The organism is Actinoplanes subtropicus (assembly GCF_000721705.1).
GTDB classification, from domain to species: Bacteria; Actinomycetota; Actinomycetes; order Mycobacteriales; family Micromonosporaceae; genus Actinoplanes; species Actinoplanes subtropicus.
The window spans coordinates 184,567-202,779 of the sequence record NZ_JOJL01000020.1; the positions used below are offsets into that span (position 1 = coordinate 184,567).

Annotated in this window: 16 protein-coding genes; 8 read left to right on the forward strand and 8 right to left on the reverse strand. The window is 69.9% G+C overall.

Annotated features, from left to right (window positions below):
• The first annotated feature begins 10 nt into the window (after nucleotides 1–10).
• The 3 genes from IH26_RS0126075 (at nucleotide 11) to IH26_RS0126085 (ending at nucleotide 2,440) form a co-directional block, all read left to right on the forward strand.
• Nucleotides 11–778, forward strand: coding sequence for a class I SAM-dependent methyltransferase (locus IH26_RS0126075; protein WP_030438870.1), 768 nt, complete (start codon nucleotides 11–13; stop codon nucleotides 776–778).
• Nucleotides 779–782: 4 nt separating this feature from the next.
• On the forward strand, nucleotides 783–1,223 hold the full coding sequence (locus IH26_RS0126080; protein WP_030438871.1) for a nitroreductase family deazaflavin-dependent oxidoreductase: 441 nt from the start codon (nucleotides 783–785) through the stop codon (nucleotides 1,221–1,223).
• Between the two features lie 71 nt (nucleotides 1,224–1,294).
• The gene (locus tag IH26_RS0126085; RefSeq protein WP_169789816.1) at nucleotides 1,295–2,440 is read left to right on the forward strand and encodes a DUF5925 domain-containing protein; all 1,146 of its coding nucleotides are present in this window, start codon (nucleotides 1,295–1,297) and stop codon (nucleotides 2,438–2,440) included.
• On the opposite strand, the gene IH26_RS0126090 is transcribed toward IH26_RS0126085, so the two are convergent.
• Nucleotides 2,441–3,865, reverse strand: coding sequence for a multicopper oxidase family protein (locus tag IH26_RS0126090; protein ID WP_030438873.1), 1,425 nt, complete (start codon nucleotides 3,863–3,865; stop codon nucleotides 2,441–2,443). It lies immediately after the preceding gene.
• On the reverse strand, nucleotides 3,862–4,290 hold the full coding sequence (locus tag IH26_RS0126095; protein ID WP_034215948.1) for a hypothetical protein: 429 nt from the start codon (nucleotides 4,288–4,290) through the stop codon (nucleotides 3,862–3,864). Before IH26_RS0126095 ends, IH26_RS0126090 begins: the two co-directional genes overlap by 4 nt.
• Before the next feature lie 152 nt (nucleotides 4,291–4,442).
• Here IH26_RS0126095 and IH26_RS58245 point away from each other — a divergent pair, with 152 nt between their 5' ends.
• Together IH26_RS58245 and IH26_RS54025 are read left to right on the forward strand one after the other, a co-directional pair.
• The gene (locus IH26_RS58245) at nucleotides 4,443–5,969 is read left to right on the forward strand and encodes a plasmid pRiA4b ORF-3 family protein (protein WP_030438875.1); all 1,527 of its coding nucleotides are present in this window, start codon (nucleotides 4,443–4,445) and stop codon (nucleotides 5,967–5,969) included.
• A gap of 193 nt (nucleotides 5,970–6,162) precedes the next feature.
• A complete protein-coding gene (locus IH26_RS54025; RefSeq protein WP_063763746.1) occupies nucleotides 6,163–6,408 on the forward strand; it encodes a hypothetical protein in 246 nt (81 codons plus the stop codon).
• A gap of 35 nt (nucleotides 6,409–6,443) precedes the next feature.
• On the opposite strand, the gene IH26_RS0126110 is transcribed toward IH26_RS54025, so the two are convergent.
• The 4 genes from IH26_RS0126110 to IH26_RS0126130 all read right to left on the reverse strand — a co-directional run bounded on the left by IH26_RS0126110 (nucleotide 6,444) and on the right by IH26_RS0126130 (nucleotide 9,642).
• Entirely contained in the window at nucleotides 6,444–7,016 is a 573-nt protein-coding gene (locus tag IH26_RS0126110; protein ID WP_051808512.1) for a TetR/AcrR family transcriptional regulator, read from the reverse strand.
• Nucleotides 7,017–7,033: 17 nt separating this feature from the next.
• Complete coding sequence (locus IH26_RS0126115) at nucleotides 7,034–7,420, reverse strand: PPOX class F420-dependent oxidoreductase (protein WP_030438878.1); 387 nt, start codon at nucleotides 7,418–7,420, stop codon at nucleotides 7,034–7,036.
• 511 nt (nucleotides 7,421–7,931) lie between these two features.
• Nucleotides 7,932–8,225, reverse strand: coding sequence for a DUF1540 domain-containing protein (locus IH26_RS0126125; protein WP_030438879.1), 294 nt, complete (start codon nucleotides 8,223–8,225; stop codon nucleotides 7,932–7,934).
• A gap of 187 nt (nucleotides 8,226–8,412) precedes the next feature.
• On the reverse strand, nucleotides 8,413–9,642 hold the full coding sequence (locus tag IH26_RS0126130) for a hypothetical protein (RefSeq protein ID WP_157437394.1): 1,230 nt from the start codon (nucleotides 9,640–9,642) through the stop codon (nucleotides 8,413–8,415).
• 1,080 nt (nucleotides 9,643–10,722) lie between these two features.
• Between IH26_RS0126130 and IH26_RS0126135 the strand changes: the two genes are divergently transcribed.
• Nucleotides 10,723–12,522, forward strand: coding sequence for an IPT/TIG domain-containing protein (locus tag IH26_RS0126135; protein ID WP_157437395.1), 1,800 nt, complete (start codon nucleotides 10,723–10,725; stop codon nucleotides 12,520–12,522).
• An 88-nt stretch (nucleotides 12,523–12,610) separates the two neighbouring features.
• On the opposite strand, the gene IH26_RS0126140 is transcribed toward IH26_RS0126135, so the two are convergent.
• Nucleotides 12,611–13,321: a hypothetical protein gene (locus tag IH26_RS0126140; RefSeq protein ID WP_030438882.1), complete on the reverse strand. Its 711-nt coding sequence runs from the start codon at nucleotides 13,319–13,321 to the stop codon at nucleotides 12,611–12,613.
• 172 nt (nucleotides 13,322–13,493) lie between these two features.
• The gene (locus IH26_RS0126145; RefSeq protein ID WP_157437396.1) at nucleotides 13,494–14,249 is read right to left on the reverse strand and encodes a hypothetical protein; all 756 of its coding nucleotides are present in this window, start codon (nucleotides 14,247–14,249) and stop codon (nucleotides 13,494–13,496) included.
• 179 nt (nucleotides 14,250–14,428) lie between these two features.
• Here IH26_RS0126145 and IH26_RS0126150 point away from each other — a divergent pair, with 179 nt between their 5' ends.
• Both IH26_RS0126150 and IH26_RS0126155 read left to right on the forward strand, forming a co-directional pair.
• Entirely contained in the window at nucleotides 14,429–16,228 is a 1,800-nt protein-coding gene (locus IH26_RS0126150; RefSeq protein WP_030438884.1) for a S8 family serine peptidase, read from the forward strand.
• 100 nt (nucleotides 16,229–16,328) lie between these two features.
• Nucleotides 16,329–18,200: a S8 family peptidase gene (locus tag IH26_RS0126155; RefSeq protein ID WP_030438885.1), complete on the forward strand. Its 1,872-nt coding sequence runs from the start codon at nucleotides 16,329–16,331 to the stop codon at nucleotides 18,198–18,200.
• Nucleotides 18,201–18,213 lie beyond the last annotated feature (13 nt).

Sequence of the window (18,213 nt, forward strand, 5' to 3'; positions counted from 1 at the left end):
CGTAGGGGGTATGACTGCTTACATCTGGCAGGAGAGCTGGGACCGGCAACAGGCGGCGTTCATGCCCGACCGCGAGGAGCGCTTCGCGGCGATGCTCACCGCGGTCGACGCGATCACCGACGGGCGGCCGCCGAAGGTGCTCGACCTGGCCGGCGGGCCGGGCACGATCACGCTGCGTACGCTGGGCCGCTTCCCCGGCGCCGAGGTGACCGTCCTCGACCAGGACCCGGTGCTGCTGGCGATCGCGGACGCCACGCTGGCCGGGCGGGCCACGATCGTCGACGCCGACCTCGGCGACCCGGCCTGGCGGGCGAAGCTGCCCACCGACGGCTTCGACGCGGTGCTCACCGCCACCGCGCTGCACTGGCTGCCGGCCGAGCGGGTCGCCACGCTCTACGGCGAGGTCCTCGAGGTGCTGCGGCCGGGCGGCATCTTCGTGAACGCCGACCACCTGCCGGAGGAGTCGCTGCCCACGCTCTCCACGCGGCTGAGGGAGCGGGGGCGGGAACTGCGCGAGGCCCGGTACGCGTCCGGCGCGGCCACCTCGTGGGCCGAGTGGTGGCAGCGCGCCGCGGCCGACGAACGTCTCGGACCGAAGATGGTCGAGCGGGAGCGCATCTACCCCACGGTCACGCATCACCAGGAGTGGACGCCGCCCGCGCTCTGGCACGTCGACGCGCTGCGGGTGGCCGGCTTCGCCGAGGCGGGCGTGCTCTGGCGCGGCGGCACCGACGCCGCCGTGGTCGGCCTTCGGTCTCCGGAGAAGGGCATAGGGTGATCACATGCCATTGAACGGTGAATATGCCCCGAGCACGTCCGGCTGGGCGCGCGAGCAGGCCGAGAAGATCGAGTCCACCAACGGCGCCGACGGCACGACGATGCGTGGGATGCGGGTCATCGTGCTGACCTCGCGCGGGGCGAAGACCGGCCTGCTGCGCAAGACCGCGCTGATGCGGGTCGAGCACGAGGGGCAGTACGCGGTGATCGGCTCGCTGGGTGGCGCCCCGAAGAACCCGGTCTGGGTCTACAACGTACGCGCCGAGCCGCACGTCGAGCTGCAGGACGGGCCGGAGAAGCACGACTACCTGGCCCGCGAGGCCGAGGGCGAAGAGCGCGAGCTGTGGTGGGAGCGGGCGGTCGAGGCGTACCCGGACTACGCCGACTACCAGAAGAAGACCGACCGCGTCATCCCGGTGTTCGTGCTGACCAGGACCGACGCCTGACGGCAGTCCCGATCGGATCAACCTGCCGAAAATCGACTGCCACATCGACGTCGATGACCGATCATGGCGGTATGCGTACACCCCACCAGTCCGTGGACCGGCATGCCGGGCGCGCCGTGGAGCCGGCGGTCACGCCCCCGGCTTCCACGACGCTGCCGCTGTCCGGTTCGGTCGACGATGTCGACCGACTGGTGGACGTGGTCGACCTGCTCGCGCTGGACGCGTTCGTCACCGGGCGGGAGCCGTACGGCCGCAGCAAGTACCTGGAGAACGTGCGCTCCGACGCGCCGCTGACCGACGAGGACGCCCGCGTGCTGCGGGACGCGGTGGAGGACGACGCGCAGGGCCGGCTCGCGGTCGGCGAGGGCTGGACGCTGCACGTGATCCGCTGGAAGCAGAGCCGGCGGGCGCGCGTCACCGTGACGGCCGTGAGCGCCGAGCTGGCCGAGTCGGTGCTCGAGACGGTCACCGCCGGCGCGGTCGAGGAGCCGGCGCCGGCGGAGGACAGCGTACCCATCGGATTCTGGCATTTCGGTCCGCACGGACCACGACGCGTGCAGCGGGAGATCGACGCGGCGCCCTGGGAGAAGATCCAGGCGAACTATTCGCGGCCGGTCGCGCGGACGCTCGAGCAGCTGATGTCGCTTGATGGCTCGGTCGTGCACGGGCGGCTCCTGCTGCTGCACGGCGAGCCCGGCACCGGCAAGACGACGGCACTGCGGGCGCTGGCGCAGCAGTGGCGGTCGTGGTGCCAGGTGGACTGCGTGCTCGACCCGGAGCGGCTGTTCGGCGACCCGGCGTACCTGATGAGCGTGGCGCTGGGCAGCGGCGACGACGACGAGCCGCGCTGGCGGCTGCTGATGCTCGAGGACTGCGACGAGCTGGTCAGCGGCGAGGCGAAGGCGAGCGCCGGCCAGTCGCTGTCCCGGCTGCTGAACCTGACCGACGGCCTGCTCGGTCAGGGCCGGCACGCGCTGATCGCGATCACCACCAACGAGGACCTGGCCACCCTGCACCCCGCGGTGATCCGGCCGGGGCGCTGCCTGGCCAGCATCGAGGTCGGCCGGCTGCCGTACGCCGAGGCGACCGCGTGGCTGGGCACGACCGGCGGCGTCGGCCCGGAGGGCGCCACCCTGGCCGAGCTGTACGCCCTGAAGACCGGCGCCAAGCCGGTCACCGTGCCGGCCACCCCGCCCTCGACCGGCATGTACCTGTAGTCACTCGGGCTGGTTGCCGGCCACGTCGCCGATCTTGTAGGGCGTGGTGACGCCGGTGTAGGCGAGGTGGGCCAGCAGCCCGTCGGCGGCGTGCTTCAGGTTGTGGCAGTGGTCGACCCAGATGCCCGGGTTGTCGGCGACGAAGGCGATCTCGTACGTCTCCCCGTCGCCGACGTCCAGGGAGTCGAACCACCACGGGCTGCCGGTCGCGGCCACCCCGTTGCGGCTGAGCACCACGGCGTGATGCCCGTGCAGGTGCATCGGGTGCACCTCGCCGCTGTTGTTGGAGATCGTCATGCGCACGATGTCGCCGACGGTCACCATGAACATCGGCACGTCCGGGAAGAGGTGTCCGTTGACCGACCACCAGAGGCCGGGCTTGCCGTCGAGGAAGCCCGCCTTGCGCCCGATGCGATAGTCGAAGTTCCGGTTCGCCTTGGCGGGGTCGAAGCCGATCGGGGCTTTCGTCCCGTATGTCAGAAAATCCACCACCGTCTTCGGCTCGGCGGTGGCGGACAACCCGCCCGCGGCCAGCGCGGCCCCCGCGCCGGCATCGACCCTGGCCGCCCCCGAGGCCGGCATGGTGAACTCGAGATCCACCCGCCCACCCGCGGTGACCGTCACGGATTTGTCGGAAATGTCGGTCGGGCCGTGGACGTCGCGGCCGTCGATCGCGACGACCCGGTAGGGCGCTCCGGAAACCCAAGCCCGCAACGGCCCGGCGTCGGTATTGATCACCCGGGCCCGGACGAGCTGCCGCGGCCGGGCCGGCAGCGGCGACTCCCCCGCCGTCCCGTTGATCGTCCGGCGCCCGTCGTACGTGTGCACCTCGACGACCTCGTCGATCCCCTCGGAGAACACCGGCTCGCTCACCACGAACGCCCCGAACAGCCCGTTCTTCACCTGCTCGTGCGACACCTGATGGGAGTGGTACCAGTACGTCCCCGCGTCCTGCGCCACGAACCGGTAGACGAAGCTGTGCCCCGGCTGCACCGCGTCCTGCGTCATGCCGGCGACGCCGTCCTCCGCGTTCGGCACGTCGACGCCGTGCCAGTGCAGCGTCACGCCGTCGGTCACGTTGTCGTTGATCAGCGTCACCTGGACGAGCTGGCCCTTCTTGGCCCGGATCTCCGGACCGGGGGTCTGCCCGTTCAGCGTGTAGCGCCCGTCCTTCTCCGTGCGCGCCGTCAGCGTCACCGCGACGTCGGGGTCGCCGGTGCTCGGCCCGGTCAGCGAGGCCACGCTGATCGACCCGGCCCCGCCGTGCACATGCCCGGCCTGCTGGCCGCCCCCGTAGTCGGGATAGCCCATCTCGGCCATGTCGTAGGTGGACGGGACGAGGCTCCGCTGCCAGAAATACGCGAGCGGCCCGAGGATCGCCACCGTCACCCCTACGGCGACGGCAATCTTGACGGACTTCTTCAAGCCGCCACCGAGGCGCTCGCCTGTGGCGCCCCGGCCACCCGCGCCTGGCGCATCGCCAGCGAGGCAACGGCGGCCAGGGCGAACGCGTTGATCGCATGCAGCGTGCCGAGGATCGGCACCGGGCCGCCCACGTAGGCCAGCGCGATCTGCAGCACCATCACGCCGAACGTGATCGCCGCCCACTTCACCCCGCCCGGGATGCCGGCGAAAAAGGACACGACCAGCAACGCCAGGCAGATCAGCGGGACGACCATCTCGCCGACCACGGCGTGCACGGCGATGCCGGCGTTGTCCGAGTCCTTCGTGAACACCTGGCCGTCATCGGTCTTGTGCAGGATGTCGAACAGGGCGTACGCGATCGCCGCCGCCTGGACGACAACCCCGACCGCGATCAGCATGGCGAGAATCCGATACACCGCGCGCACGACACTCCCCCTCCAGTGGCCTACGTTTCCTGGGGCACATCCTGCCCCTCGGGTACGACAAGACGCACAACGCCCCTCAGAAAATGCTCAGTGTCGATCTCGTACGAGTGGCCGGCGGTGCCCTTCGGTACCCGGGGTGGAAGACTGTGCCGGTGAGCCCTCGTAGTCGCGGCCGCAAAGGCGGCAAGTCCCGGCGGTCCGGCCCGCGAATCCTCCGCGCCCTGCCGCCCGTCGAGTCCGGCGCCTGCGACTGCCCCGCCTGCACAGGTGAGGATCTCGATCCCCAGCAGCTCATCGACGACCTGGTCGCCGGCGGCGCAGAGCTCCTCGAGGCCGAGGACCCGCTGGAGGCGGAGCTGTTCGGCGCCGCGTTCCTGGCCGCGGGCGGCGTTGCCGGTGACGGTTTCGCCGATGCCCTCGCCGAGGGCATCGTGCCCGCCGTGGCCGCGCAGGCGGACCAGCGGTCGCTCGCCGTGCTGCTGGCGCTCGGCGCCGTGGCGGACGGGTCGGCCGCGGCCGACGCCGCAACGATGCTGGCCGGCGCGGGAGTGCCCGCCCCGGCCTGGGCAAGCGAGCTGGCCGAGCCGGTCCGGGTCGCCCTGTGCCGGCGATTCTCGATCGCCGACGGCACCGCTTCGGCCCTCCTCTGCACCTTCGACCGGGGCAGCAGCTCACACGGCTTCCTCCTGCACGCCGACCACACCGACTGCCACGCTGCGGTCGACATCGTGATCTTCCCCGGCGAGGTTCTGGGTGAGGTCCTCGACACGCTCCAGAAGGACGCCCGCCGGGCCGACCTCAAGATGACGGCGGAGGACCTCGAGCCGGCCGAGTTCCGCTGGCAAACCGAGCGCGCCCTCGACGCCCGAGCGGTACACGACGCGGACCTCGGCCCGGATGCGCTGGCGGACGACGACGACGCGGACGGGCTCGGCTATCACCAGCTGGCGGCGCTGCTGCGAGCCCGGATGCGCACGCTGCCCGAGCCGCCCCGGCCGCCGGCCCCGCACGACGAGGGATCCTCCCCGCTGGACATGCTGACCATGTTCCGGCAGCTCGCGGCCGCCCCTGGCACCCCACGGCAGCGCCGAGCCGGCACGCCGAAGCTGCCGGCGAAACGGAAGAAGTCGAGCGGCACGGCCCCGATCTACCAGATCAAGGTGGCCCTCAAGGAGACGAAACCGCCGATCTGGCGACGCCTGGAGGTCCCCGCCGACACCAGCCTGGCCAAGCTTCACGGCATCATCCAGACGGCGTTCGGCTGGGAGGACGCGCATCTGCACGTGTTCGAGACCGCGTACGGCGATTTCGGAGTCGCCGACCGCGAGCTGGGCCACCGGGCGGAGGCGCCGGTGACCTTGGAGCAGGTGGCGCCGGCCGAGGGCGACAAGTTCGGATACACGTACGACTTCGGCGACAACTGGACGCACGAGATCACCGTGGAGAAGGCGCTGGACCGCGGCCCCGGGCCGTACCCGAGGTGCACGGGCGGCCGGCGCGCCGCCCCACCCGAGGACTGCGGCGGGGTCTGGGGTTATGCCGACCTGCTCGAGATCCTCGCCGACCCGGCTCATCCCGAGCACGAGGAGCGGCTGGAGTGGCTCGGCCTGGACTCGTCCGCCGACTTCGACCCCGCCCGCTTCAACGCCGCCGACATCACCCGAGCCCTCACCAAGTAATTCCGCAGCCAGCCCGCCTGTACCAACTATCGGCAATATCAATGATGGAACCTATCGACATCCTGGATGGCATACGACTAGTCTAGTCGCATGCCCAGCGCTCAGCGCGAAGGCCCCGTAGCAGCAACCAGGACAAAACCCGATCTGCCGGCCGGCCCTGCCGCCAGCCATCCGCACCCGATGGGAGGCGTTCATGTCCGCCACAGCCGGCTACGAGTTCCAAAGTGAGCTGCTGCGCCAAGTCTCCGATGAACAGCAAGCCATTGGCGAGGCGAGGGGCGAGGCCCAAGCAATCCTCACCGTGCTCGAGGAACGCGGCGTCCCGGTCTCTGACGACATCCGCGGCGAGATCATGGCGTGCACCGACATCGGCCAGCTCGCCATCTGGCTGCGCCGCGCCGTCACCGCCGCGACAGCTGACGACGTCGTTCGCGAGTAGCGCCCGCCTCGGAAGTCCCGCAACACCGCGCCGACCTACGTTTCGGCCGCGCCATCCCGCCCCTCCGGCACGACAAGACGCACCAGCACCCGCAGGAAACGCTCGGTGTCCACCTCGTGCGGATGATCGCCGCCGAACACGTCTGACATGATCCAGTAATGGCTGACGGCCGCCATGATGACCGCGGCGAGCGCTTCCGGGTCCGGCTCGCCGGGTAGCTCCTCCCGCAGAAACGCGGTCACCGCAACGTGCACGCGTAGCAGTTCGCGCTCGCGTACGCGGTCCAGCAGGTCGGGAAACGAGGCCAGGTCACGCAGCAGCAGCCGGTTCACGTCCCGTTCCTGCTCGAGCCGCGCCAGGCCGGCCCGCGCCACCGCCAGGAAGCGCTCCCGCCGGCCGGCGGGTAGCTCCGCGCCGCCCAGAACGGACAGCAGCGGGGCCCCCGCCGCGACCTGCCGGTTCAGGCCCTCCTCGAGCACCGCCCGCTTGCTCTTGAAGTGCCGGTACAGCCCGCCCGCGCCGGCCGAGAGCCCGGCCGCCGCCTCGATCTGCGCGATCGTGGTCGCGTGATAGCCCTGCCGCCCGAACAGGTCCATCGCGGCGGTCACGATCGTGTCCTTGGTGCTCAGTTCCGCTCCAGCGTCAGCTCGTAGAACAGCGTCTTGTAGCCCTTGCTCCGATGGAAGGCCGGCACCAGCCGCCCCTGCAGCAGCGGGTGCTTGCGCGCCAGCAGCTTCCCGGCCCGCTTCACTTCCGCGCTCTCCCCGTCAAGCAAGGTAGCCCGTCCGGTCACGAACTCCCCGGTGACCCTCCCGCGCATCGTGCATGGCGCCACGCGCACCTCCGGGAAATTGCGCAGCCGCTTGGCCTTCCCCGACGCGTCGTAGGACTTGAAGAACCCGCGGCCGCCGTCGACCACGATGTTCACCGGCGTCCCGACCCAGCTTCCGTCCCGCTTCCGCGTCTCCAGCAGCAGGTAGCGCTCCCGCCCCAGCTCCTCGATCGTCTTCATCTCACGTCCTCGCTTCTAGTAAGTGCTTACTTACGACGCTAACTCCCGGGCACACCGGGCGCAAGTAAGTACTTACTTCCAAGCGAAAACCGACAAAACCACCGCAGACGTACGCGCGAAAACGCCCCAACCGCACGCTCGCCGTCCCGGCCCACTTGCCACCATCGGCGCCGTTCCGTGGCGTGCCGCGGCGACAACGACGACGGCTGAACCGTGGTGTTGCCGGCCGCGGTGAGCACCGCGTTGGTGAAGGCGTGCACCGAGAGGCCGCCGATGGTCGCCGTCAGGATGGACCCGCTCTGCAAGGTCGGGGCGGAAATGACGGCCCTGGTCGGCCTCCTCCAACGGCGCGCGGCGCCGAATCCGTAGTCGGGACGGGGCCCCGCGAGAAGTCAGCGCTGGGGAGACCCGAAAGGAGGATAACGGGAGAAACGACGAATGATGTGCGTTCCGGGAAATGCGAGAGCGCCCGCCGTCTCGATCGAAGACAACGGGCGCTCTTTTCATCTGGCTATCGTTTTTCGTAGGTGAGGCAGTCGGCCTTGTCGCCGGACTGGCCGACGACGATGGCCGGAGCGTGGCATTCGAGGTCGGTGTTGTGCTGACAGTCGGCCCGCTTGCAGGCCCCGACCTGCGCCAACGCCCTGCCCATGCCACCTTTGTCGCCGGAGTCGACGAAAGTGTCGCACTCGGCCGACATCGTCGTGCCGATGGTGACGGCGAACGCCGTACAGCCGTCGTGGTTGTAGCCACACTCACTCACGGTGCAGGTCTGCACCCGCGGCATTTCGAGCATCTGCGTCATGGCGGCCTCCTGGTTTCGAGTTCGGGATACGCCTCGACGATAAACCAATTCCACACCGCCGGAAAACGACGCCACCATTACCGTGAATAGGTAAGGCACCCCTTATTTAGTCGGCGACCAATACCCCGGGGACGACAACTGCCCGGGGACGAGGCCCCGGGCAGTCACTTGACTCGGTTGGGTTGAGCTACACGAGCGAGCTGTAGATGAGGATCCCGCCGGACGTGGGAGCCAGAGCCGGCGCGGTCAGAGGTCCACCGGAGTCCGGGTCCACCGTGGTGAACGAAACCGAGACCACGGGCGGGCTCGGGAGAGTGTGGATGACGAGGTGGCAGTAGGCCAGGGTGTCGGAGATTACCGTGCACGTGTACTCAACTCCGACAGAGCTGCTGGTGGTGAGGCTGCCGTCCCAGTCCCACACGGTCACGCCGGTCAGGCCTTTTCCGGTCACCTTGACGTCGGCGGTGCCGGACCCCGGCGTGTTCGCCGGACCGGTACAGGCGGGGAGCGTCGAGGGAAGAGTGGACGTAAGGTCGACCGAGCAGGTTGAAATATCGTTGATCACGGCCGGGTACGTCAGATGCGTCGTATCCGCGGTGCCCGGGATTCCGTCGTGGACCAGCATCAACCCGAACGGACTACCGTCCGGGCTGTTCGGCGGAAGCGTCACGGAGACGTTCGTCGTGTCCTTGAAGGCGACGGTGGCCGAGGCGACCTGCGGCGGGGCGTTGGACCCGGTCCCCACCGTGCTGTAGACGTAGGCGGTGATCTTCTCCAGCGGGAAGGTCGTGGTTGTCAGGTTGGCGATCCCGCCGGTGACAGCAACCGTGAGCACCCCGCCGCCGACCGGGTTCGCGTTCGTGGCGGCGATCGTGGCGGTGAGCGGCCTACGGTAGAAAAGCTCACTGGCCGTCGAAGCGCTGAGCAAGCTCGACGTTCCGCCACCCATGGTATTCAGAACCTGCACCTTGACCGAGCCCGTGCCCGCGACCGGCCCCCCGCTGGCCCCATCCGTTGCACTGATCGTCGGCACGGTGGCGTAGATCGTGGTGTCGGACACGACGGTGTAGCGGGTCGCAACCGTGAAGTTCGAGGTGCTGGTCGCCCCGACTCCGAGGAATCGGACCTGCGAGCATCCGGAGTTCGTCGTCGGATAGGCCACCGGAGCGTTACTGCTGCAACCACTGACGGCGGCATTGTCCGTCATACCGGTGAAGCCGGTTCCAGTAATGACGATGGTGCTTCCAGAGGTCACCACCTTGTTCGTGCTGGAGCCTGCGACGAAGACGCTGGTAATCGTCGGTAACGGCGTAACCGCGAACGCCGGACTGGCGACGATCGCTCCCCCGGCAACTACCGCTGCCGCCGTCAATCCGCTGGCGACACACCGCGCCAGCGTACCCGGTTTCGAAATCATCAAGTACCCTCCACATTGCCGCAGGGAATGGCCCCGCACCGCGATCGTTTCTTCGACGTCAATGCGACCCGGAAAGCGCCGAGGCCCGGGCCAAGACATTCGGTGAGGAGCTCTCTCGCAGCCTCCGCCACTTTCCGGGGAGCCGAAGTCCGCTCCTGTCCGTGACGAGTCTTACAGAAGCACGATGATCGTTAAGCGATTCGCCGATATCCGGGGCCGAAATCCGTCCGACATTTCCCGCACCCTTACATCGCCCTTCCGGCATCGCCCTTCCGCTTCTCGCAGGTCGGCCAGTCGACCCGCCTGCCGGTCACACGTGCGCGAACGCGTTGCTCACGACGCCCTTGGCGGCCGGGTCAACGACCGTGCCGCACTCCGCCGCCTGCTTCGCCCGATGATGGTCGCGACTTGCACAGCCGTCTGGCGGTAGTCGCACTCACTCACCAGGCAGGTCTTGACCCTCGGCATTTCCGTCGTAAAGGTGTCGTCTCGGCCGCGTGCTTCAAGGTCGGATACCGTTCCGCGACAGACCGATATCCGCGGCCGCAATCGACGCCACCAAATGCATGAATCCAGGTGACGCATCCCAAATTCACCAAAGCTCAATGTCGCAACCGCACGCAGCGGGTCGGGGGCGGAAGCGTGACCGTGCCGGCCGACGCCGGGTTGTCGGTATCGGGCCGGCGCGGCCATTCGAGGCACCGCGGCAGCGCCCGGACGTCGATGCTTGATCCACTCGTGCCAGGCAACGTCCCGCCAGACCAGACTCACTCAGATGAGGGCCCGAGCCGTCAGGACCGCGCCGAGCGAGGCGGCGTCGGCAAACGGAGCGCCGAACCCGTTCTCAGAATTGGTCGGCGATGGATCGATGGACGGCGTAGTTCTCGTCCCGTCGAGAAGGCGAACGAGTTCCGACGGCAGCGTAGCGCCCCGCGAGCTACGCACACCCGCAAAGTGTCGAAATTGCGGGAGAAGCGCCTCGAGGCCAGACCGCAACCCTGCAATCATCTTCATCACTCTAAGCAACTGAACCACTGCGTTTGGTTACGCTTCCGGCGAGATGGCCCGTGAACAGAATTCATGCGCGGGCCCCACCACACCCGACCAGCGGTCTTATTCACGACCGTAGGAGGACCTCGCATGAGCAAGTCCAAGTCCAGTACCGCCCGGCGACGGCTCGGCCGCGCCGGTCTCGCGACGGGCGCAGCGGCCGCCCTCCTCGCCGGTATCACCGCCGCGCCCGCCTACGCGGCGGCCGGCACTCTTGCACTGAGCGCGCCCAGCGGGCCAACCGGCGGAGGCAACACGCTCGTGGCGACCCTGGCGACGGCGCCCACTTCACCGAACCCCACGACGTTCACGTCATCGGCCGCGGCGTACTTCGTCATAGCGACCTCGGCGACCACCGCGCCGACCTGCCCGACCAGCTTCCCGAGCACGGCTCCCGCATCCAACCTGGTCGCCACGGGCTATCCCAACGTGAAGCTCCTGGCCCCGAACAAGATCGCGGTAGTCGTGCCGGCCGGTGTCGTCGTGTCGAGCAGCATCTACAAGTACGCGATGTGCGTGTTCGCGAGCAACGCCGCCAGCGCGGCCCTGATCGCCAGCGCCCAGTACACCGTCGGCACGGCGCCGAAGATCGCAGCGGTCAATGGCATCGCCCCGGTCGGCGGCCCGGCACTCGGAGGCACGACGGTCACGGTGACCGGAAGCGGCTTCGTCGCCAACACCACGGCGTCCCCGAACAACACGACCGCGACACTCGACGGCGTACCCCTGACGAACATCGTCGTCAACGGGGGCGGCACCGCTTTCAGCGCCACCACGCCGGCGCACGTCGCAGGTGGACCGTTCCTCCTGGAGATCACCACCCCTGGTGGCACCGTCAACACGCTCGGGAACACCACCACCAAGGCGAACCTCTTCAGCTACACAAACGGCATCATCGTGTCGCCCAATACGGCGCCGAACTACAACGGTTCGATGGATCTCGATGTCCTCGGCGTCGGCTTCTCGAACTTCGTCTTCGACTCCACGAACGGCAACACGCCGAACGCGGCCACCGGTCACGTGTACCTGACCGCCGGTGCCCACGACCCGACGACCAACAGCGGAGCCAAAACCAAAGCTGAGATCACCGAGTGCATCAACGTACTCGTGATCAGCGACAACGAGCTGCTGTGCAGCCTCCCGCTGAACCACACCTACAGCAACCCCACCACCGGCACTCCGCTCACCATCATCACCGGCGCCGGCGTCGCGAGCGCGCGGACCGGTAAGACGGTGACCACGACATCCGGGTCCACCGCGATCACCACGACGAACGGCGCCTTCACCCAGGCCGACGTCGGCATGCCGATCGTCGACTCCAACTCCAACACGAACATTGCGGCCGGTACGGTGATCACCGCGGTGAGCAGCCCCACCAGCGCGACCCTGTCGGCGGCCGCACTGGCGACCGGCACGATCTCCACGGCCAACATCGCCGGACCGCGCACGCTCGCCAGCGTCAACACGGCCACCTCGACGACGCTCGTCGGGTCGGCCGGCACCTTCACCTCGGCCGATGTCGGCCGCGTGGTCACCTCGGCGACCCTGCTCTCGAGCGCGACGCCGCCGGCGCCGGGTATTCCCGACAACACGACGATCATCGCCGTCAACGCCACGGGCACGACAGCCACGCTGAGCGCCCCGCTCACCGGCACGATCTCGACCAGCACCGCCTACACCGACGTCCTCGTCACCCAGTCGCCGCCGGTGCCGAACGGCACCTACACGGTGAGTGTCGTCAACGACGGCTCGGTCGGCGCCCAGGCCAACGCGACGTACTCGCAGTCGGTCGTCTCGAGCGGATCGACCTTCACCGTCGCGGACTTCTGATCCGGGGCACATTCACTGATCCACAGCAACGGCAGCGGCTCGAAGCCTGGCTTCGAGCCGCTGTTCCCCGTCTCCGGGCAGGCCGTGCTCAGCGGATCGCTGCCCACGCCTTGTCGAGCTCGGCGACGCTGTCCGCCGCGGACGGCCGCTTGTGGAAGTCGATCGCCACGGTGTAGGCGCTCTTCTTGGCGCTGGTCCGCCAGCAGATCAGCAGCGTCAGCCGCTCCCGTGCCGGAACGTTCTGGCTGACCGTGATCTTCTGGGTGCAGGTCGCGTCGCCGTACCGCGCGCCGTCGCGCACCCACGCGAGCTCCCGGTAGCCGGTGAGGTCGAACGGCGCCGACGACACCCGCATCATGTGGCCGGTCTGGTTGGAGCCGGTCTGCACGACCTTGACCTTGGACGGGTCGACGTGCGTCGGCGGCCGCGGCGCCGGTTGCCGCACCTCCGTGCCGAGCCGTTGGTTCGCGGACCGGGCCTCGCGCAGGCGCTCGGCGACGCTCTTGGCGCCCGAGACGGCCGGCGCCACCGGGCCCATCACGGCCGCGCCACCCGACGCGGCGCGACCCGAGCGCAACGGGCTCGGTGACCCGGCGGTACGGGCCGGGAGCGCCTCGGTCTCACCGGTCGTCTCCACCGCGGCGCCGGATCCGTTCCGCACCTGGTGGGTCACGAGAAGCGCGCCCACGCCCAGGACGGCCGCGAGCCCGGTCACTCCGATCACCGTCCGCTTGTTGCGGCGGACCCGACTGCTGATCGCCGACGGGACTCCGCCGTTCTCCGGTTCAGCGTTCGTCATGTGGTATGTCCTTCGCAGGTTTCGGCTGGCGGGCCACCCGCGCGCGCTGCGGGGCCGGCCCCGGACCCTCATGGTCCCAACACTGCCGACAAAACGGGCTAATACCACCGCTTGCTCAGCCAATCCACAGATCGTCGACGCCCACGGATTCATCCCGTGGGGGCCGGCGCGCTCACCCCAGCTTCCGCCACTGCTTGTCGATCTCGGCGGCGCTCTCCGTCGCCGACGGCCGGCCGTTCCGGGTGATGGTGAGGACCACGACGCTCCGGCTGTCGGACAGCCGCCAGCACAGCATCATCGTGGGCCGGACCGCGGCCGGGGCGGCACCGCTGAAGTGGAATCTCTGGGTGCAGCGAGCGCCGTCGACCGGCGTGCCGTCGTCGGCGGCCCAGAGCATCAGGCGATCCCCGCTGAGGTCGCCTCGCGCCGCGACCATCCGCCGCACGCCGCCGTCAGGGAGCGGCGTGGTGGTCTCGGTCGTGTCGTCGGCGGCCCGCATCGCGCCCGGCGGCGCGGTCAACGGCCGTTGCAGCGGAATGCCGTCCTTGGCCGCGGCCTCCCGGGCCGCCATGATCTTCTTGCGGACCGCCGCCTCGTCCTCCGAGGCGGCCGGCGAACCGGTCCGTGCCGTGCGGCCGCCCGAGGACGCCGCCGGGGCCGGCGAGGTGCTGACGGATGCGCTCGTCGGCGCCGAGGCCGGGGCGCCGGTCGTGGGCGGCGGGGAGACCGACTGCCGGAGCGGGGCGAGCGGCCGCGTGTCCTGCGCCACGGTCGCCTCCCGGCCGGCCGGCCCGGACATGACGAGGTAGGCGCCACCGCCGAGGAGCACGGCCATCCCGGCCACGCCCCCGACCGCCATCGCGCGGCGGCGGCCCGCCATGCGCCGGACGGCGTCGTCCGTACGTCCTTCGTCGTCGTGAACAGTCATTTCCCATCCCTTTGGTCGCGTCCGGCCCGGCCCCGTGCGGGCGGACCCGAGTTCCCATGGTCGCAACGGATGGGACATAGCGGACCAAAACCAGCAACCAGGCTGCTACTTGCGCATCACCAAGAACGGCGCATTTCGTCCGACTGTTACTCCTCGATCCCCCGAGCCAAGGACGACAGATGAAGCAGACACACCGTTTCGCCGCCACCGCCCTGGCGGCCGGACTGCTCGCCGGCGGCGCCGCCGTGGCCGTGACCGAGAACCAGCACCAGGCCCCCTACCAGACGCCGTTCGGCCTGAGCGCGACCCCCGACCAGATCGTGCCGACCACGGTCACCCCGACCCATCCCGTACGCGTGGTCAGCACGACGCTGGATCCGTACGGCCGCCCGGTGGTCAGCGCCAGCATCGCCACCGACCGGAAGAGCGCCACCGCGCTCGTCTCCAGCGCCCAACACGCCAGAAACGCGCTCGGCGTCGAGCTCGACGCCCCGATCACCATGCTCAGCGCGCCGGCCGGGGACGACACGCTGCGCGACGACCAGTGGGATCTCACCAAGATCCACGCGATGGACGCCTGGGCGTCCTCGACCGGCTCGGGCGTGACGGTCGCGGTCATCGACACCGGCGTCGACGCCACCCATGAGGACCTCGCCGGGCAGGTGCTCCCCGGCATGGACTTCGTGACCGGCGTCGCGGGCGCCGGCATCGACCCCAACGGGCACGGCACCTTCGTGGCCGGCACCATCGCCGCGATCACCGGCAACGGCCTCGGCATCTCGGCGATCGCCCCGGACGCGAAGATCCTTCCGGTACGAGTGCTGGACGCGGCCGGCAACGGCTTCATGTCCAACGCGGCCCGGGCCATCGTCTGGGCCGCCGACAACGGCGCGAATGTCATCAACATGTCGTTCGGCTCCATCACGCGCAGCCTCGCGGTCTCCGCCGCGGTCAGCTACGCCCGCGGCAAGGGCGTCGTGATCGTCGCCGCCGGCGGCAACGGCCGGGCGATGTCCAGCCCGGTCACCTATCCGGCCGCCGACCCGGGTGTGATCGCGGTCGCCGCCACCGACTCCAGCGACACCATCGCCGCCTACTCCAGCTCCGGCTCCTACATCGACGTCGCGGCGCCGGGCAACGCCATCGAGAGCACCACGACCGGCGGAACGTACGCCAGCATGTTCGGCACCTCGTTGGCGGCCGCACACGTTTCCGGGGTTGCGGCTTTGGTAGCGGCTCGGCAGCCGAGCCTCACGCCGGACGAGATCGAGGAGGCGATCGAGGAGAACGCGGTCGATCGCGGGGCGCGCGGCAAGGACAAGGACTTCGGGTACGGCCGGATCGACGCGGCCGCGGCGGTCACCGGCGCCGACACGATCGCGGGCACGCCGGCCCCCTCGGCGTCGACCTCGCCGGCCCCGATCGCAAGCCCGAGCCGTACCGTCGCCAAGAGCCGCGCGACCGTGTCGGTTATCGCATCGAAGTCGGCCGTCTCCTACGACACCGCCACCAGCACCGTCTTCACGGTCACGGTCGGCGGCCGGGCGGCTGCCGCACGGCCCGTGCAGCTCTGCATCGCCGACCCGGGCCAGGCGTTCATCTGCTCGGACACCACCACCTCGGCCAGCGGCAAGGTCGTCCTCACCCGTACGGCCGACGCGTCCTACCAGGTCCTGCTATTCGTCCCGGCAACCGACACCGCCGAGGCCGCGACCTCCGCGGTGGCCACCTACGTCGTGCGCGCCGAGGTCACGGTCACGAAGACAGCCCCGGGGACGATCAGCATCGATCTCACCGGCGACGTCGGCCAGGTCGTCCAGATCCAGCGGCTGGTCAAGGGCAAATGGATGCTGGTCACCGCGTACCGGGCCGTTCCGAACCACACGGTGAGCAACCTGACCAAGGGTCAGCAGTACCGGGTGGTCGTGCCGGACACCCTCGGCGTCACGGGAGCGACCAGCAAGAACATCTTGACCTGACCGCCGGCGGCAACCCATCTGCACCGCGGGAACAGCTCAAGCGCGCTCAGCCACCGCCGACTGTTGCCTTCGACCCCCACCCCCAGGGAGGCAGGACATCATGAGGAACCACCTGCGCCGTTACGCAGTCGGCGCGCTGGCTGTCGGCGCCGTCGCCGGTGCCGCCGCCATCGGCTTCGCCAGTTCGGGCGTCCAGGCGGCCCCGGCCTGGCAGCCCACCACCTACGGCCTGACCGCGAGCCCGGCGCAGCTGCTTCCGGCGAACGTCTCCGCGGCCCACCCGGTCCGGGTGGTCACCACGACCGTGGACAGCCACGGCCGGCCCGCCGTCTCCACCCGGACCGCCGGCGACAAGGTGACCGCCACCGCGCTGATCAAGGCCGCTCAGCAGACCAAGGGCGCGGTCAGCGTCAGCCTCGACTCGACGGCGTACTCGCTCGACACCGGGACCGATCCCTATCGCAGCCAGCAGTGGGACCTCGCCAAGATGAACGTGCCCACGGCGAACCTCAAGTCGACCGGCAGCGGCGTCACCGTCGCGGTGATCGACACGGGTGTGGACGCGAGCCACCCCGACCTGGCCGGGCAGGTGCTGCCGGGCATCGACATCGTCGCGGGCGGCACCACCGGCGTGGCCACCGACCCGAACGGCCACGGCACGCACGTCGCGGGCACGATCGCCGCGCTCACCGGGAACGGCGTCGGCGTGGCGTCCATCGCGCCGGGCGTCAAGATTCTTCCGGTACGCGTCCTGGGTGCCGACGGCAGCGGCTACATGTCCGACGCCGCCACCGGGATCGTCTGGGCGGCCGACCACGGCGCCAACGTCATCAACATGTCGCTGGGCTCCTCCTCGCCGGTCGCGGCGGTCACCAACGCCATTTCGTACGCCCGGAGCAAGGGCGTCACGGTGGTCGCCGCGGCCGGCAACTCCCGCACCTCGGGCAGCCCGACCTCCTGGCCGGCGGCCGACACCGGGGTGATCGCGGTGGCCGCGACCGACTCCACCGACACCGTCGCCTACTACTCCAACCAGGGCAGCTACGTCGACGTGGCGGCGCCCGGCAGCTCGATCGTCAGCACCTACCCGGTGGCGAAGGGCAGCTACGCCACCATGCAGGGCACCTCGATGGCGTCGCCGCACGTCGCGGCCGAGGCCGCGCTGCTCAAGGCGTACAACAAGAGCCTGACGCCGGACCAGATCGAGACGGCGATCGAGTCCACCGCCGTCGACCTGGGCCCGGCCGGCAAGGACACCGATTACGGGTACGGCCGGATCGACGCCGCGGCCGCACTGGCCGCCGTCACCCCGGCCACGACGTCGCCCAGCCCCAGCACCACCAGCGCGTCGCCGTCGGCGAGCCCGACCCCGGGCAAGACCAGCGCCTCGCCGTCGGCCAGCCCGAGCCCGAGCAAGACCGTCACGCCGACGCCCACCAAGACCGTCGCCAAGGTGAAGCCGGCCGTCGCCGTCAGCCCGGCCACCCAGCAGGTCGTCTACGGCGGCACGGCGAAGGTGACCTTCACGGTCACCGCCTCGGGCAAGGCGTGGGCCTCGCGCCCGGTCCAGGTCTGCGTCGTCGACCCCGGCGTGGCCGCCAAGTGCACCGCCACCACCACCGGCACCAACGGCGCGATCGTGGTCAGCCGGGTCTCCACCGCCGCCTACGGGCTCTACCTGCAGGTCACCGCCACCGACGCGGCCGAGGCGGCGACCTCCGCCACGGCCACCGTCACGGTCAAGGCCAAGGTCGCGGTGGTCCGCTCCGGCAAGTCGATGACGGTCAACCTCAGCGGGGTGGCCGGCCAGAAGGTGCAGGTCCAGCAGAAGAAGGGCTCGTCCTGGCTGACGACGCTCAGTTTCCAGGCGTCCGCCAAGACGAAGGTCTCCGGCCTCGCGACCGGCCAGCACTACCGTGTCGTGGTCCCCGACGCGACCGGCATCGCGGGCGCCACGAGCCCCACCGTCTGACGAACGCACCAGT